Source organism: Photobacterium japonica, assembly GCF_050337005.1.
GTDB classification, from domain to species: domain Bacteria; phylum Pseudomonadota; class Gammaproteobacteria; order Enterobacterales; family Vibrionaceae; genus Photobacterium; species Photobacterium japonica.
Genome location: NZ_JAKJSN010000025.1, coordinates 13,000 through 31,504, shown reverse-complemented (window position 1 = coordinate 31,504; position 18,505 = coordinate 13,000). Strand labels below are relative to the sequence as shown.

Genomic DNA, 18,505 nt, shown 5'->3' with positions numbered 1-18,505 from the left:
CTCAGTCTTAAACCGTCGAGTGCTTATTGCGTTCTGGGGGCGATCGTCTTGCCCCCCTTATTGATAGTCCTTATTGATAGCCCTTACTGATAACTATCATCCATCATGCCCGCCTCTTCCTGCTGACCACCTGCATTGTCGTTATCGTAAGACGCGCTGTCATCCATCACATCCACACCTTGATTGGTGTTGTCCCCCTGTGTCCAATCACCTTGCGCGGTGTCATCTTGTATGCCTTGTGGTGATTCTGATGGACGTGCGCCAGACTGCATCGCATATGCCTCATCCACTTCAATCGTGATACTGCTTTCTGCACCATCAACTGGCGTACCAATCTCGGTCTGCCCTTCAAGGTGAATGGTCGTGGTGCCTTCACCCTCTTTAGGCAATGTCATCGTGATCGGCTGGGATAAATCACCGCTGATGGTGTACGCCCCTTCGCCATCCGCAATACCGGTATTCAAACTGGCGCCATCCGGTAAGTTTGAAATCTCAACTTGCTGTACATCAGCATTGTCTGTGATCTCATCCGGCAATGACAAACGCACCTCACTCCCCGGTGCCGCGGTGACATCTGCCCCGGCGGGTTCGTCTTGTGCGCCGTCTTCGGCCACCGTCTCAGTGTCCACATCCGCTGGCGCGTTGTCTGCACCGTCTGGATCCTCAGCACGGTTGGCGCTAAAGGCTTGCTGCTGTGCACCCAGTTCTTGATACTCATCCACTGTCAGGCTCAGCTCATGGACTGACGACATATCACCTTCCTGCGTCGTTACTTCCACATCCAACTGACCGGCAAAGTCATCATCACTCCAAAATACCCACTGGCTATCCCCCTCTTCAAGCAAGGTGCCTGCTTCACCGTGATAATCCACTTGCGTGACTGCCACTGCATCGTCTAACCCCAACGACTCACGCATATCCGCAGCGGTCAGTATCAACGCCCCCATATCATCGAGCATAAAATCACCGCTCGATTCGGCTTCTGCCACATCAACATTAAAGTGACTTCGCACACTTGCTTCACCGTCTGTTGCAACAAAAGCGATTTGCGCTTCACCGCTGTACCCTTCGGCAGGCGTAAAGCTGTAACTACCGTCCGCTTGTGTTTCGAGCACCCCTTGCCCACTGATTAACTGTACCGATTCGATACTCAGTGTCTCGCCCTCACTATCAGAGAGCTGCGCTAACATGTCTTGCGGCGTAAACGTTAACGTATTGCCCGCCCCCAAATCGGTCGTCACAATCTGATCCACCGTGGGGGCTTGGTTAGCATCAGGATCCGGCGTGTCATCAACTGATATGCTGCTTTGCACATCGACCAACGACTCACCTTGCTGCACTTGATAAGCAAAATCCACATCGCCCGTGAATCCGTCACTCGGCACAAATGACCACGTGCCATCACCATTATCAGTGAGTTCACCTTGGCTTCGGTCAATCAAATGCACACCCTGAACGCTATCCGAGTCCTGGGTGTCAATGCCATCCGCCATGTCCAGTAAATCATCAACCGTCAGCAACAAGGTGTCATCTTGCGCCGTACTGAAATCAGCATACCCGTCGGTTGGCTCAGACAGTTGGCTGGACGATTCTTCACCGTAATCCGCGGTGGTTGCAGACACCGTGACAAAGAAATTCCCGCTGAAATTTTCCGGCGGCGTCAGGGCTAAATCATTAAAGCTCCACTCGGTAATGTCCACCACTTGGCCCGGTTCGGTGATCACTATGCTGTTCACCCCATCAGACACTTCAAAGCCCACTGGGAAACCGGTGATCACTAAGTGGCTCAGTTGCTCTGACGTGTCGACCATGTCGACATTCAAGCCCAGCAAGCCGGTCGTATCTTCATCAAACACCAAGGGACCATCATGATCGGTGGTGATCACCGCGCCATCGGCAACCGGGCGAATAAATACGGGCATTTCAAGCAGTGTGGTCGCGCCGCTCGGATCACTGACCTCGACCTGTAGTTCTGCGGTACCCGCATAGTTTTCAGCCGGGGTGAATGTCCAAGTGCCGTCTTCATTCTGGGTGACTTCGCCCCCTTCTTCGCCGTCCGTGGTGATCACTTTTGATACCACAAGGTCGTCACCGTCAATATCGCCGAACAAGTCCAGCATATCGTCAGCGTTGAAGGTGAAAGCGCCATCTTCATAGGTCGTTAACTGTGCGTTGCCGCCATGGAAAGGCGCATCATTGACAGGCACCACATCCACTTTCATGCTGCCATCAACAATGTTATCGCCATCCGAGACTTGATAATCCAGTTCAATCAAGCCATTAAAGTCCGGCGGTGTGATCAGGTGATACATACCATCTTGCTGCAGTTGTAACTGGCCCGTCGGTGGCTGTTTCAGTGACAAACTTTCAAGGCTGAGTTGATCGCCGTCGGCATCAGAGGCTTGTTTGAGGATATAAGCGGGATCAATAACCAGTACTTGATCTTCATCACCGCTCATCATCACGGTTGGCGCCACCGGTTCATCATCCACAGGCGTCACATCGACCGTCACGGTCGCGGTATCCGTAGAGCCATTGCCATCAGACACGATATATGTGAACGATGCTGGCCCGTTATAATCCGCCTCTGGCGTAAAGACCACATTGCCGTCGTCATCGAGTGACACCTCACCATGCGTGTCATCGGTCGCCTCAACGCCAACAATCGTTAGCACATCACCGTCAGCATCCGTGTCATTTTTCAGTAACTCCGCAGGGTTGATGATCAGTTGCCCGTCTTCTTCCACCTCAATCGGGCGAGACGTAATGCTATGATCCACATCCACCAGTTGCTCTGTCACATCAATAGGATCATTGGCCGCGCTGTGGTTCAAATCCAACGACACGGCATTGAGCACTTCGCTACCATCCGGTTGAATGGTCGTCATCTGAATTTCATCAGACATCGTCCGTGACACTGTCATGTTTTGTACAACATAGGTGCCATTACTGCCTGTCGTGCCGAGGGTAAAGTGGTGCACGGGCACATCCGTGGTAAACACATAACTGTCTTGATATTCACCGGATTCACGATAGCCACCCTGCGCATCAATCAAGTTTCCATCTTCGTCATAGGCCGTGATCAACACTTCCGTCGCATTACGGCTGGTTTCATCAAAATACCCACCCAAGCCATCTAATTGGAAGGTGATCTGATTAACGTCTTCCCCTTCGACCGTCACCGTGAGCATTTCATTGGTGTCTAGCCCATTACGGCTTTCGTTACCGATCCCCGCCCCCATATGGCTGCCCGCACCATTCCATGCGGCCAACTCACCGGTATTGACTTCAGTGGTGATCGTCACGCCGTCTTCTTTATAAACGACAGTGTTCCCGTCGACCTCCCCCCAATCTTCAACTTTCGCAGTGCCATCAAATATTTGGGTTGAGGTATCGCTGTCAAAGCTGCCAACGCGAATATCACGCGTTCCTGCTTGTACATCTTCCGCATCCGGCACAAATTGCACTTGAGTATTCGCCGGGTATTCCACCCCGACTTGCATGTCCGCCCATTCCCCGTCCTGATCCAAGCATTGTACCGAGCCATGTGTCGGCACCGCCTCAAGGCGAATCATCGGGGTCTCCCCATCGAGACGACTATCATCAGCGGCAATCACTTCATCATTCACTGCTGCCACATCCAGCGAGCCGGACGCTGGGGTGATCGCGCCGTCGTTGTCGTTCACATCGAAGGTGAAAGGCACATCGCCGTTAAAATCTTGAGCGGGCGTAAAGGTAAAGGTGCCATCACCGTTATCCACCACCTCGCCGTATTTTGGCGCGATAGTGAGGTTTTCCGCGGTGAGATTATCACTGTCGATATCGGTAGCATGTTCAAGCAACATGGCTTGGGTGAAGACAACATCGGTATCTTCGCTGCCAGTAACATCCGTGTCTTGCGCCACCACCGCGGCATCATTCACCGCCGCCAGTTCCAAGTTGCCAGACGCGGGGGTGATCGCGCCGTCATTGTCGTTCACATCAAACGTAAATGGCACATCGCCATTAAAATCTTGAGCGGGCGTAAAGGTAAAGGTGCCGTCGCCGTTATCCACCACCTCGCCGTACTCTGGCGCGATAGTGAGGTTTTCCGCGGTGAGATTATCACTGTCGATATCGGTCGCATGTTCTAACAACATTTCCTGCGTGAAGACAACATCGGTATCTTCGCTGCCAGTCACGTCTGTGTCTTGCGCCACCACTGCCGCATCGTTCGCTGCAGCAAGATCAATGTTGCCAGACGCGGGCGTGATTGCCCCATCGTTGTCGTTCACATCGAAGGTGAACGGGACATCGCCGTTGAAATCTTGAGCGGGCGTGAAGGTAAAGGTGCCATCGCCGTTATCCACCACCTCGCCGTATTCTGGCGCGATAGTGAGGTTTTCAGCCGTCAGGTTATCACTGTCGATATCCGTCGCATGTTCAAGCAGCATTTCCTGCGTAAAGACAACATCGGTATCTTCGGTGCCGGTCACGTCTGTGTCTTGCGCCACCACCGCGGCATCGTTCACCGCCGCCAGTTCCAAGTTGCCAGACGCTGGGGTAATCGCGCCATCGTTGTCGTTCACATCAAAGGTAAATGGCACATCGCCGTTGTAATCTTGAGCAGGCGTAAAGGTAAAGGTGCCGTCGCCGTTATCCACCACCTCGCCGTATTCTGGTGCAATTTGCAGGTTTTCAGCGGTCAGATTATCACTGTCGATATCGGTCGCATGTTCAAGCAACATTTCCTGCGTGAAAATGACATCGGTATCTTCGCTGCCAGTAACATCCGTGTCTTGCGCGACCACTGCTGCATCGTTTGCTGCAGCGAGATCAAGGTTGCCAGACGCTGGGGTGATTGCCCCATCGTTGTCGTTCACATCAAAGGTGAACGGCACATCGCCATTGAAATCTTGAGCGGGCGTGAAGGTAAAGGTGCCATCACCGTTATCCACCACCTCACCGTATTCCGGTGCAATGTGCAGATTTTCAGCGGTCAAATTATCACTGTCGATATCGGTAGCATGTTCAAGCAACATGGCTTGGGTGAAGACCACATCAGTGTCTTCGGTGCCGGTCACGTCGGTGTCTTGCGCGACCACTGCTGCATCGTTTGCTGCAGCAAGATCAAGGTTGCCAGACGCGGGCGTGATTGCCCCGTCATTGTCGTTCACATCAAAGGTGAACGGGACATCGCCATTGAAATCTTGAGCGGGCGTGAAGGTAAAGGTGCCGTCGCCGTTATCCACCACCTCGCCGTATTCTGGTGCAATTTGCAGGTTTTCAGCGGTCAGATTATCACTGTCGATATCGGTAGCATGTTCAAGCAACATGGCTTGGGTGAAGACAACATCGGTATCTTCGGTGCCACTCACGTCAGTGTCTTGGGCGACGACGGCCGCATCATTCACGGCTGCCACATCCAGCGTGGCGGTTGACGCCACTTCGCTGCCTTGTTGATCGGAGACAGTAAACTGCATCTCCAGTGGGCCGTTCACATCGGCATCGGGCGTGACCACGAATGTCTTGTCACCGGTTTCTGGATCAACCCGTGTTTCGACGGTGGCATTGTCAATGGTCAGATCAGAAACCGATAAGTCATCCCCATCCGCATCGCTGGCATTGGCGAGCAACTCCGCCTCGGTGATCACCACCTGATTGTCTTCCACGCCACTGACTGAAACAGGCGCATCGGTGTCAATCACCACGGCATCGTTTTCCGATGCCACATCCAGCGAGCCTGACGCAGGTGTGATCGCGCCGTCGTTGTCGTTCACATCGAAGGTGAACGGGACATCGCCGTTGAAATCTTGAGCGGGCGTGAAGGTAAAGGTGCCATCACCGTTATCCACCACCTCGCCGTATTCCGGTGCAATTTGCAGATTCTCGGCGGTCAAGTTGTCACTATCGATATCCGTCGCGTGTTCAAGCAACATTTCCTGCGTGAAGACCACGCCGGTATCTTCGGTGCCGGTCACGTCTGTGTCTTGCGCCACCACTGCTGCATCGTTCGATGCAGCAAGATCAATGTTGCCAGACGCGGGCGTGATTGCCCCATCGTTGTCGTTCACATCAAAGGTGAATGGCACATCACCGTTATAGTCCGCGGTTGGCGTGAAGGTAAAGGTGCCGTCGCCGTTATCCACCACCTCGCCGTATTCTGGTGCGATAGACAGGTTTTCAGCCGTCAGGTTATCACTGTCGATATCGGTCGCATGTTCAAGCAGCATTTCCTGCGTAAAGACAACATCGGTGTCTTCGCTGCCAGTCACGTCTGTATCTTGCGCCACCACTGCCGCATCGTTCGATGCAGCAAGATCAATGTTGCCAGACGCTGGGGTAATCGCCCCATCGTTGTCGTTCACATCAAAGGTAAACGGGACATCACCGTTGAAATCTTGAGCGGGGGTAAAGGTAAAGGTGCCGTCGCCGTTATCCACCACCTCGCCGTATTCTGGCGCGATAGTGAGGTTTTCAGCGGTCAGATTATCACTGTCGATATCGGTCGCGTGTTCAAGCAACATGGCTTGGGTGAAGACAACATCGGTGTCTTCGGTGCCAGTCACGTCTGTATCTTGCGCCACCACTGCCGCATCGTTTTCTGGTGATACCGTCAATTGTGCATTTGATGCCACCACACTGCCATTGCCATCTGACACATCAAAATGCAAAGTGAAGTCACCGTTCACATTCTGATCCGGCGTGATGACAAAAGACCGCTCCCCGCTGTCCGGATCCACCACCAACTGAGCGCTACCGTTGTCCATCGTCACGTTCGTGGCCATCAAGCTATCACCGTCGACATCGCTGGCATTCGCCAACAATTCGGCTTCGGTGATCACAATCGCCGTATCTTCTTGGGTGGCAAAATCGAGGCTTTCATTGCCATCAATTTCCACCTCATCATTCACCGGAACGATATCAAAATCGATGGTTGTGGTCGTTGAAGCAGTCTCTGGGGTATCCCCCAATAGTGTGCTGTCTTCTTGTGACGTTGCCGTCAGTGACAGTGACACAGAACCGTGGAAATTATCCTCGCCTTGGAAAGTGATCTGTGCCACATCCCAATCGGTGATATCTACGCTATTACTGCCCTCTTCAGCGGTAAACGTGTGTGTACCATCGGTTAACGTCGCACCATTTGGCACATCATCCAGCACCAGTGACTGTATGGACTCCGACCCATCGGTATCCGTCACAGCGGCGGTAATATTGAGCGGCACGGGCGTATCTTCATCAAAGGTATTCGCCGGTGATACGGGCTGGATTTGCTGATTCACATTGAAAATCTGGATCGTCGGCTGACCACCGCCTGCATCCGGGGAGGTATCTGTCAGTGATACCGTTAATGACGGCACATCCGCATCTGGCGTAACAGTCACAGGGGCAGTGAAATCCGTATGCGCCGTGCCATCAAACACGGTGATCGTCAGTTCCGCCTCACCGCTGTAATCTTCATTAGGGGTGTAAACCCACTCACCCTGATCGTTTTGCGTGACAGAGCCATTGGCATCAGAAGTGATATTGGAAATAGACAGCACATCACCATCAATGTCAGTGGCATTTTCCAACAGCGCAGCAGGATCTATGGTGATAGCACCATCTTCATTGAGCGTGAATGATGTCTCCGCCAATACAGGGGCATCGTTGGCAGCCGCTAAATCCACATTGCCCGAAGCCGGTGTGATAGCACCGTCGTTGTCGTTCACATCAAACGTAAATGGCACATCGCCGTTGAAATCTTGTGCGGGAGTAAAAGTGAACGTGCCGTCGCCGTTATCCACCACCTCGCCGTATTCTGGCGCGATAGTGAGGTTTTCAGCGGTTAGATTATCGCTGTCGATATCGGTAGCATGTTCAAGCAACATAGCCTGGGTGAAGACAACATCGGTATCTTCGGTGCCTGTCACCTCGGTGTCTTGTGCCATCACAGCCGCGTCATTGACCGCTGTAACATCCAGCGTAGCGGTTGAGGCTACTTCACTGCCTTGTTGATCGGAGACGGTATACTGCATCTCCAAGGGGCCATTCACATCGGCATCGGGCGTCACCACAAATGACTTGTCGCCGGTTTCCGGATCAACACGCGTTTCCACCGTTGCATTGTCTATCGTCAACGTCGTGACCGTTAACGTGTCACCATCCACATCGCTGGCATTGGCGAGTAATTCTGCCTCAGTAATCACCACCTGATTGTCTTCAACACCACTGATTGAAATTGCTGGCGCATCGGTATCAATCACCACATCATCATTCACATCATCGATTTGAATTTCAAACGTTTCAGACATCGTCGCGGTGTCGAATTCGTCTTCAATGGCCTCTTTGGTTACCGCATTTGCGACATCAACTTCAAACGTTTCAGACGTAGTGGCCGTATCAACGGCTTCACTCTGTTGTCCAGAGGCAACCCCACCGGAGGTTCCCGCGCTAGCCGAATCGGTGTCACCCGATGAAGCCACATTCTCGCCACGCCCATTATCATCCGTATCCTGAGAAGCCGATCGCGCGGGGGCATTACCGCCCACCGCCTGCCCGCCCACAGGGCCACCGTATTCTGTCTCGTCACGGCCATTATTGACTGGCTGCGTTTCATCGACCTCTGATGCTCGATTGCTCTGCGATGCATCTTGGGCATCGGTGCTTTCCTCGACCTGACGTTGATTCCCTTGTTGCGTTGGATCTTCAGGGGCGGGGTCTGAATCACTCACACGATTGGCATGGGTATTTTGGTCAGCGGATTCCGCCCCCGTCGCGGTGGTGGCAGCTAAGGTACTTTGCTGATTATCCCTTTCAGCGGCACGGTGTTCGTCTGTTCCTTTATCTGGCGTGGCTTGATGTTCCACCGCATTATTCAGCGTACTGTCTTTTTCATTTTCTCGCCCTTGATGCGTATTACGTGCCATTTTCGCCTCCGTACCTTGTCAGCTTTTACATACAAAAAAGATTTTCTCTTCATATAGAAAAGTGCAGCACTGAGTAATTGGCAAACAGATCGAAAACAATTTACGTGCCAATGAAAAAAATAGAGACCTTACGCACACTTACAACCAAAAATGCAACACAACACACAATGTAAAAAGCAACACACCATGCAATGAGAGATGGATCAACAAACCAAACATTGCTGAGTAGGCATGCCTTGTATTCCAGTCATAACTGAACCATACCTTAACGTTAGGAAGCTATGCGTGAAAAACATATTACTAAAGGGGTTTCACCCCACCGAGATTCGCATGTCACCGTTTACGAAATAGCGATGACATAGCGGCTTCTGAACCATGAATTTAAAACAAAGGACCAAACCGATGATTAACTTCGCCGCATTCAGTGACGCCATGGAAGGTGACGATGACATGATATCGATGCTTATCGAACTCTATACCGTCGAACATGGTGATGATGTTGAAAAGATGAAAACGCTTTATGCCAACGATGCACTCGAAGACTTATTCATGACGGTGCATTCATTAAAAGGAGTACTCCTCACTTTATGTGAAGAAACCGCTACCCAACAACTCGAAGCCATTGAAGTATTGTGCAAGCGAGGCGAAAAACCCGCCCCTAATGTCATGACGGAAATGTATAACGAGATCAAAAATATCAACGATCAAGTGGCGACATTGCCAATCGCAAATTAACACAGACATAGCCTTAAGGAGTGAATGCGATGGGCATAGAAAAGCATATTAAACAGGCATTGATAGAAGCCAAACACCCCCAAGATCCTGAGCTTGAACAGGGGATTTATATTCAAAGTGCCATGACCAGTGTGCACAAATCCCTACTGTTTTTATTTATTGCCCTACTCCTTTTCATTGCGCTGGCTTCACAGGCACAAATCGATATTGTCGTGTCATCCCGCGGTGAAGTGCTCCTTGATTCCGATGTCGAACGGGTGCCGCACCTCGAAGGCGGCATTCTCGATACCATGCTGGTCAAAGCCGGTGACTATGTCTACGCGGGTCAGCCTATCGCCCGATTAAAATCCGTCGATAGAAACACGCAATTTACCTCAGCCACGCTGGATATTGTTAGCCTAGAAATGGATATCGCTCGCTACACAGCATTCATTGACGGCACCCCACCGGATTTTTCCTCGTACAGCCATTATCCGGATTTAGTCGCACAATTCACGGATGCCTGGCAGACCGAGTTTCAGAAAAACACCTCTAACATTGCCCTGATCACCCTCGACATTGAGCATAAACAGCAGCTGATTCAATCCATGAAAAAACGGATTCGCAGCTCACAAAAACAGCTCGGACTCATCCGCAAACAGCTCAATATTAAGCAGACGCTCTACAAAGAAGAAATGGCGTCATATATCGACGTGCTCAATATGCAGGTTCAAGAAACGAACATGCTAAGAGAAATTGAAAACCTCAACGAAGCGGTAATGAATGAAACGTTTCAGGCCGCCCGATTAGACACACAACGGAACGACACGATTGCGACCCGCAATGCGGGCTATCAAGCGCAAATCAATCAACTGGAAAAAGATCGCTCGCTCAAACAAGCGCAACTTCCCCAGCATGCCGACAAAGTGGATCGCCTGACGGTCTACTCGCCGGTTGATGGCATTGTCGATAAAGTCCATTTCAACTTTAAGTCGGCGGTGATCCCTCCCAATGAGAGCCTTGTGGACATTTCACCGGTGCAGAACACCCTGCATGGGGAGGCGAAGATTGCCAAAAAAGACATGGGGTTCATTGAAGTGGGCCAGAACGTGAAGCTCAAATTCGACACCTACAACTTCGCAAAATATGGCTTCATTTCAGGAAAAATCGCCTCCATTAGCCGCTCTTCCTATCAAGAAGAAGAGGAAGAATTCTATATTGCGAAAATTGCGATTGAACGTGATTTTCTGGAAAAATCGGGCGCCCAGTACACCCTGTCACCCTATATGGAATTTACCGCAGACATTAAAACCGGTTCCCGTTATGCCATTGACTACGCACTGAAACCCGTTATGAGTGCAATGGAAGACGCCTTTGATGAGAGGTAGTACAGTGAAAAGTACAGTGAAAATATCAAGGAAGACATTCACCCGTATCACACTGGGGTGCATCGCGTTCGCACTGGTGGTACAAGCTGGGCTTGGCGGGCAATGGCTCCGTTTGCAGGAAAACCATGAAACGGCCCTCAACGCTGACATGGTTCAGCGTTCGCAAGCGGTACTGACACACACAGAGCAACTGTTGCAAGCGACCCTCACTTGTCACGCCAGCGATTGTCAGACAACGCAAGATCCCATGGCGCCTTTAATCTCAGCGCTTAAAGTGGCCATCACGGATTTTCAACACAGTGCGTCACAAGAAAAATCACACATCAGCTTAGTCGGCGATCCGACTTATCCAATGGTGCAGGTTGCCCTGAGCCGATTCAGTGCCACCCAAGAGATCGCGCCCTTTCAGCAAGCCTTGTTAGCCAGCCTTTCAAACGGGCAACGCACCCACCAAGCCCTTATCCGTACCCTCACTGCGCAACATCAACATGCACAGCAGCAACTGTTGATGAAAATTATGTCGGTCTTTGTCATTTTTGGCGGGATCATGGCATTGTTATTCTGGCTAAGTAAAAAAGGCACGCGCAATACCGGACACCCTGCGCATCCCAACCAAAATGACATTGAACACCTCGCGACCCAGCTTGAAAACATGGATGCTAACCGTATCCACTCTCTGCTCAATGATCTCAGCACATCGCCCGCAGAACGCCGCATTTATGCTAATCTGGCCTCGATTTATCAAGACGTTGAATTTCAAAAACGCCATGCCGATCTCTACCGTCAGCTTTACGCCTTAATCGGTTACGAAATTCGCGGCATGACCAATACGATTCAAGGGGGCGTGCGGCTTATCGCCCAAGATGCCGGAGAAAATGGCGCCGTCATGGCACGCGATATTACCCTTGCCACCAATACCCTCTCTGATCTGGCTGACAACTATAATCGGCTTATCTCTGGGGGGAACAACGCCCCCACCGGTAACGTCGCATTTTTGCCGCTGCTGTCTGAGTTGGTGGTGCACCTAACCGCAAAAACACAACACACCCAACGTCGCTTTGATTGCCATTTGGACGATAACTTGCCCGAGGTGATTGAAGGCAACTCCACCAGCCTGTTCTGGGTGTTATTTTTACAGCTGTCTAACGCCATTTCCGCACAAAATGAAAACCACACCCTGTTTAATATTTACACGGAAGCCGCCGATGAAGTTGAACAAACCCGTTTGATTTTTGAGGCGATCTTTTTACCGACCAACCGCCTTGATTTGACCGCGATTCAGTGTGCCCATTGGCAACACGTTGATGAAAAAAGTGGTATCAACGACGAGTGGTCTAGAGCCATTTTATCTCATGTTGATCGCTTTAAATCGACATGGTCACACGCTGAGCTCAGTCACACAGAGGCAGATTCCGCAGAGACACCGCTTTGGCTGCAAAAACTGCRCATTGAAATTGATATAACACCGAAGCGTTTTTACCGCATCGACCGCACGCTTGAGAAAAAACACGTGATGATCTGCACCGACTCCCCGCTGCAAATTGATCTGATGTCACGCATGCTGACGCAATATGGCGCCACCGTACAAATTGTGCGTGCCGCCAATGACATCTTCAAAGCGCTCCCGACCATGCAACGCTTTGATGCCGTTATCATCACTGACACTATCAAAGGGATTCAACTCAAATCCTTCTGTAAAACCTTGCATTCACGCCTGAAAAAAGCCGGCAAAACCAAGCTATTCTTAGCCGCGTCGGAATCCAGTACGGTTCAGGACACGCACCAGTATGTGGACAAAGTCTTCTATACCCCCTTTATTCCCCATGAGTTGATCCCCAACCTGACTGACGCGATGCAGGCAACGGAAGTGGCGGATGTGCAAACCCAAAATACTTTCTTGATCGTCGAAGATGACCGGGTTCAGCAGTTCCTACTCAAGCAGCTGCTGAGTAAACAGGGGTATGACGCACACACCGTCAGCGATGGCTCACAAGCCGTGGACTACATGAAAGAACACGGGGCCGATATCGTCTTTATGGACTGCATCATGCCCGGCATGGGGGGGATCGAAGCCACCAAACTGATCCGCCAGCGGGAGATTGAACAGGATATTCATCAACCGGCCACCATTATTGGCGCAACCGCACTCACCAGTGCCAGTGAACACAAGTTATGTATTGAAGCAGGGATGGACTATGTCATCAGTAAGCCGTACAAAAATGATGAGATTATCAAGGTCATTAAAAAATACATGGCCATTAAAAAAATCTGTTAAGTCCAGTCACCCCATCAAACACACAGGTTATGGGCTGATTTTTGGAGTGCTGTACGGGGTAAGCGGTACGTTATCCGCCCCTGTATTGGCGGCCGACTTATTACACGTTGTCGATGCCGCCTTGGCTCAAAACCTGACGCTCAGTAGCGCTGAAACGGGGCTGCGCGCTTCACAGTATGATGTGGATGTGAACCGCGCGAAGTTTCTGCCCTCACTGGGGGTCAGTGCCAATACAAACTGGAATGACGGCCTCACACATAAAGAGCAAGGTGGGGATGTCAGTAACCGCTATAACGATCACGGCATCAATATCACACTGTCTCAAACCTTGTTTGATCTGGGCGATCTCTATTCTCAGGGGAATGCCCATATTGGGGTGGATATTGAAACGCTCAAAACAGAGCAAACACGGCAGCGGATTATTCGTGAAGCCTCCACCACCTACTTTGAATACCTAAAAAACGGGGCGAAAATTCGCGCAACACAAGCTGAGTTTGACTCCTCCGTTTCCCGCTTAACGCTGATTAATCGCAATATTGAGCTCGGGAATGTCGCCGGAACGGAACGCTACGAAGTCCTCGCGCAAAAAGAACGCACCGCCAATACCCTGCGTACGCTGAATAAAGACCGCCGAGTGATCCTCTCGCAACTGGAAAATATTGTGCAGCAACGCCTCGTGCCCGATTTCGACTTACAATCGAGCCTGCAATTTCACGCAATATCGACAGACCGGCAACGCACCTTAAATGACATTCTTTACCGCTCCGGTTTCGATCTGCGCATTGCCCAGCAAACGGTCAATCAACGCCGACAAACGTTAAAAGAAACCGGCGCCGACTTTGCGCCGTCACTCAAAGGCAGCATCGGCTATTCCTACAACAATTCCAACGAGGCCACCGCGACCCTTTTTCCGGATAACGGCACCACCGAGGAAACCGTTTATACCCTCACCCTCGATATTCCACTGGTCGATGGTGGCCGCGACTATTACCGCTATCAACAGAACAAAGTCAACATCACCCAAAGTGAAATCGACCTGCAAGACAGCAAACAACGTAGCCAGCAACAATTTGATACCTTCATTTATGACATCAACGATTTCTCTGCTTCATTGCAAAGCCTGACCACCATTATTCAGGCCAATTACGCGTCCTATATCGGCATTCAAAAGGCGCACAAACTCGGCACCCGCACCATTACCGATTTACTGTCTGCGGAAAGCAAACTGTTTAGTAGCATTCGGGATTATGAAAGTGCCCGCTATGACTACATCATTGCCTTGGTTCAACTCAATGAACTCATTGGTAACCTGAATAAAAACACGATTGGCAAGATTGCGGAGCAAATGTCACCCATGAGTGATAAAAACGCCGACTCGCCTATCCCACTACACGTGCTCACGCAGTAACAGGGGCGAATTATGAAAAATCCTTTATTCACCCGAAAAATCAGCCGATTAGATAAAGTGTATTTAGTCTTTTCTACCCTGATGACCACCTTGCTGGGCTTGGTGTTACCTTTTTCTATTTTAATTATTTTTGACCGGATTTTACCCAATCAATCAACCCCGTCGCTCATGCTGCTGTTTGGCATCATCCTGACGGCTATCGTGTTTGACTATCAATTAAAACGCCAAGAAGAGCATTTAGTCTCCGTCATCATGAAACGCTTTGAAAGCCAGTTGACCAATAACGTGTTTCTGGCCATTTGTGCGGCGAATATCGAGCGGTTTAACCAGCGAGAAATGGGCGAATATCTGGAACGCATCGCCGCCATTCCAGACATTAAGCAGTTCTTTGGTGGGGAATCGATCAAAGCCATGATCAACGCGGGCACCAGTCTTATCACTGTCTTGATCATCTTCCTTATTAATACCTGGGCCGGGTTGGCGCTGATCGTGGCCTCCGGTATTTTGCTGATCACTGCCCATTTTTTGGCGCAAAAGCGGGTCGACGTATTATCTCAACGCGCCGACATTGAAGGCTTAACCAACTCGAAAATTATCGAGATTGTCGCCAACCCACTCGACATCAAAAGTCGCACCATGGAATACCGCATTGAAAGCGTCATGGTGGAAATGATCCGAGAACGTGAAACCCAGAGCATTGCGTATGAACGTTTAGAATCCTCGTTCAATTTAACCCTGAGTCTTATCCAGCAACTGTCCGTCGCCGTTGTTGTTGTACTTTGCGCCCAATCCGTGATTGATTTATCCATCAGCCAAGGGGTAATGGCCGCCGTGATCCTGCTGACTAACCGGTACTTTGCCCCTTACCAGCAGGTTATGCGCACCCTGAGTCGTTGGCGGGTCAATAAACTTAATATCGAACGCATAGCTGAAGTACTGGCGCTGCAGTCTTCATCTTCGTCAGCTACGCCTGCGAAAACAGCTAACAAACAGCCTGCGTCTGAACAAAAAGTGCAGATTGATACGCTCACCGTCACCACGCCACAAGCACAATACGACCTGTCGAAAGGCCATATACACCTGTTTACCGGCCAAAGTGGCAGTGGGAAAAGCCACCTTTTACGCTGTGTCACCCGCGACAGCCATGCCGACGATCATGTTATTCAGATCAACGGTCAGCCCGATCACCACATTGATTACCGAACCTGGCGAAACAGCATTATCAAGGTCGATAAAAACGCCTCACTTGTCGAAGGTAGCATCATTGATAACCTGACGTGTTTTCAACCGCACCTGAATAGTGCCGCGTTTTCGTTGTGCGAGAACTTGGCGATCAAAGATAAAATCGACGGACTCAAAAACGGTTTTTACACCAAACTCTCCAGCCATAGCCAGCTGCCTTTTTCCCGCCAAGTCTTGTTTGCCCTGCTCATTGTCCGCGCGCTGTTAAGCAATAAATCGGTCTTGATGATCGATGATATTGATCGGGTGTATGACGCGCAATTTGGCCGACTCTTACTGGCGTGTATTGCCCCCAAAGCCAATAACTTTATCTGCATCATCGTCAGTAACCAGCTTGGGCAATTAGATAACCGCTTGATGACACATAAATTTGAGAAGAAGGTTGCCGCATGAGTGTATTGATTGATTTTAGCAATACCGAAGAAAGACTGGGCGACTTCGGTTCCGCGACCTTTAAGCAACGTTATCAGGACTCCCCAAGCTTGCTAGGGATCGCCTATACCTTGATCACCCTACAATGGGAAGGCACGCCGGCCATCTTATCCGATGCCTTCATGCCAGAAGCGCACGACATTGACAGCTTTGCCAGTACCCTGACACGGCTCGACTATACGTGTAAAAAGCACACGCTTACCAGCATGCATCAACTCCGTACGATTAGCGTCCCCGCTTTTGTCGAATTTGATAATGTCTGTACCATCTTTTTAGGCATCAACGATGGCAACGCCAAGCTGTTTGATTACCGCAACAATGTACTGGTTGAGCATCCGCTCAGTGACGATACTTGTTACGTGTGTGAGATCTCGGAATACTCCAAAATTTTCCGCGAGCCGCCCCCTGAATCACAAGATAAATCCAATTGGATCAAATACGCCTTTTATCGCTATAACAACGAAATCAAAAGTCTGATGATCCTCAGCTTCATCATCAACCTGCTGGGGGCCATGCAACCGTTCTTCATTATGGGGGTCTACAGTTTCGCCCTGACATCTGGCTCCGAAACCACCCTATTCTGGTTAACCAGTTTTGCGCTCTTTCTCGCGGTAGCCGAATATGGCTTCAAACACCTGCGCATGAACATACTCGCGACATCAGGCAAAGATTTGGCCACCCATATTTCCCAGAATGTGATCAGCAAACTGTTATGGCTTCCCTACGCCATGACATCGTCCGCCGGGGTCTCGTCACAGCTCGCCCGCCTGAAAGACATTGATCAACTGCGCAAATTGGTCACGGCGGAATCCACCCTTAGTTATTTTGATATGCCATTTATCGTGATATTCATTGTCGCCATCACCCTGATATCCGGCACGGCAGCGCTGACCGTGTTAGGCGGCATCGTGCTGATGCTCGTGTTCTGTGTGTATTCCCGTTACATCTACACCCAAGCCACCGCCAAAAGCTCACGCGCCAACGCCATGGTGTCTTACCAATGGAATGAATTACTGCGCAGTATCAGCAGTATTCAAGGCTTGCCCTTGTTACGGGTGATCCGCTCACGTTTTCATGCGGCACACGATCAAAGCCTTGAGGATGCGCAAGGGGTGTCGATGACCAACGGGAAAATTCAAGCGATGGGACAAGGCCTGATCCAAGCCATCGGCACCGCCAGTATTGTGACAGCCGTACTCGGGGTCATGGCCGGCACCACTGACGCAGGCGCCATGCTCGCGATCATTATTTTGGTATGGAAAGCCTTAGGGCCCATTATGGGGATTTATAACGCCATCACGAAATTTAAAACCATCAAAGCCGCCAGCGCACAAATCAATGCCCTCATGTCACTCAATGACGACCGCCACAGCATTGAAAGCAGCCCACCGATTCGCCAATTTAACGGTAAGGTGGCCGTCAGTGGCCTCACGCACCGTTATCAAGGCTCGCCTGTCGGGCTCACAAACTTGGCGTTTTCTGCTCAAGCGGGCGATAAGATCTCGATCTCTGGCGTTTCCGGTTCGGGCAAAACCACCTTATTGAGTATTCTGGCGGGCTTAGAAGAACGCTATCAAGGCAACGTGCTGTTTGATGGATACAACATTAAGCAGTTCAATAACTACCGTTTTCGCAAAGCCATTAATTACATTCCTTTTGAATTGCACATCTTTGAAGGCACGCTCGCATCGAATTTTATTATTCACGACGGTGTGATTGCCCCTGCGCAAATGGAGGAACTCATCGATTTCTTCGACCTTCACCCGTGGCTACCCGAAGGCCTGCAAACCACCATGTCGAATGACTTTGTGTCGCAACTGCCCAATGGAGTACAACAGCGCCTGCGCATCGCCCTTGGGCTAGGGTGCCCTGATCAAGACATCATCATCATTGATGAACCGTTTGTTGGCTGTGAAAAAGAACACGTCAAATACATCAACAAACTGTTTACGGAAAAGCTCGCCAACGCCACCGTGATATTTACCACCAACGATACATCCTACATTGCGGCCTCGAGCAATTGCTTGCTGCTCGACCCTGATGGCAATCAGAAATACTTTGGCTTCCCCGATAAGGTGATTCAAACCCTCAACCGCTAACGTCAAGACAGCATGACACGACTGTGGTACTGTACGGCTTTCTACCGTGCCGTACCTGT

At 50.6% G+C, this 18,505-nt stretch carries 7 protein-coding genes; 6 read left to right on the top strand and 1 reads right to left on the bottom strand.

Going from position 1 to position 18,505, the window contains the following annotated elements; translation table 11 throughout:
• Positions 1–83: 83 nt before the first annotated feature.
• The gene (locus L4C36_RS11090) at positions 84–8,888 is read right to left on the bottom strand and encodes a tandem-95 repeat protein (RefSeq protein ID WP_428477863.1); all 8,805 of its coding nucleotides are present in this window, start codon (positions 8,886–8,888) and stop codon (positions 84–86) included.
• A gap of 402 nt (positions 8,889–9,290) precedes the next feature.
• Here L4C36_RS11090 and L4C36_RS11085 point away from each other — a divergent pair, with 402 nt between their 5' ends.
• The 6 genes from L4C36_RS11085 to L4C36_RS11060 are packed head-to-tail and all read left to right on the top strand — an operon-like array spanning position 9,291 to position 18,446.
• Positions 9,291–9,623 (top strand): Hpt domain-containing protein, encoded by a 333-nt coding sequence (locus L4C36_RS11085; protein WP_428477862.1) that lies wholly within the window; start codon positions 9,291–9,293, stop codon positions 9,621–9,623.
• Positions 9,624–9,652: 29 nt separating this feature from the next.
• On the top strand, positions 9,653–10,990 hold the full coding sequence (locus tag L4C36_RS11080) for an HlyD family type I secretion periplasmic adaptor subunit (RefSeq protein ID WP_428477861.1): 1,338 nt from the start codon (positions 9,653–9,655) through the stop codon (positions 10,988–10,990).
• A gap of 16 nt (positions 10,991–11,006) precedes the next feature.
• Entirely contained in the window at positions 11,007–13,265 is a 2,259-nt protein-coding gene (locus L4C36_RS11075; RefSeq protein WP_428477860.1) for an ATP-binding response regulator, read from the top strand.
• Between the two features lie 46 nt (positions 13,266–13,311).
• A complete protein-coding gene (locus L4C36_RS11070; RefSeq protein WP_428477859.1) occupies positions 13,312–14,673 on the top strand; it encodes a TolC family protein in 1,362 nt (453 codons plus the stop codon).
• Positions 14,674–14,685: 12 nt separating this feature from the next.
• Complete coding sequence (locus tag L4C36_RS11065) at positions 14,686–16,308, top strand: ATP-binding cassette domain-containing protein (RefSeq protein WP_428477858.1); 1,623 nt, start codon at positions 14,686–14,688, stop codon at positions 16,306–16,308.
• Positions 16,305–18,446, top strand: a complete 2,142-nt coding sequence (locus L4C36_RS11060; RefSeq protein ID WP_428477857.1) for an ATP-binding cassette domain-containing protein — start codon at positions 16,305–16,307, stop codon at positions 18,444–18,446. The genes L4C36_RS11065 and L4C36_RS11060 overlap by 4 nt, the downstream gene beginning before the upstream one ends.
• Positions 18,447–18,505: the final 59 nt, after the last annotated feature.

Coding starts and splice junctions, on each gene's coding strand:
- L4C36_RS11065 (WP_428477858.1), top strand. CDS start 14,686: ATGAAAAATCCTTTATTCACCCGAAAAATCAGCCGATTAGATAAAGTG.
- L4C36_RS11060 (WP_428477857.1), top strand. CDS start 16,305: ATGAGTGTATTGATTGATTTTAGCAATACCGAAGAAAGACTGGGCGAC.
- L4C36_RS11085 (WP_428477862.1), top strand. CDS start 9,291: ATGATTAACTTCGCCGCATTCAGTGACGCCATGGAAGGTGACGATGAC.
- L4C36_RS11090 (WP_428477863.1), bottom strand. CDS start 8,888: ATGGCACGTAATACGCATCAAGGGCGAGAAAATGAAAAAGACAGTACG.
- L4C36_RS11080 (WP_428477861.1), top strand. CDS start 9,653: ATGGGCATAGAAAAGCATATTAAACAGGCATTGATAGAAGCCAAACAC.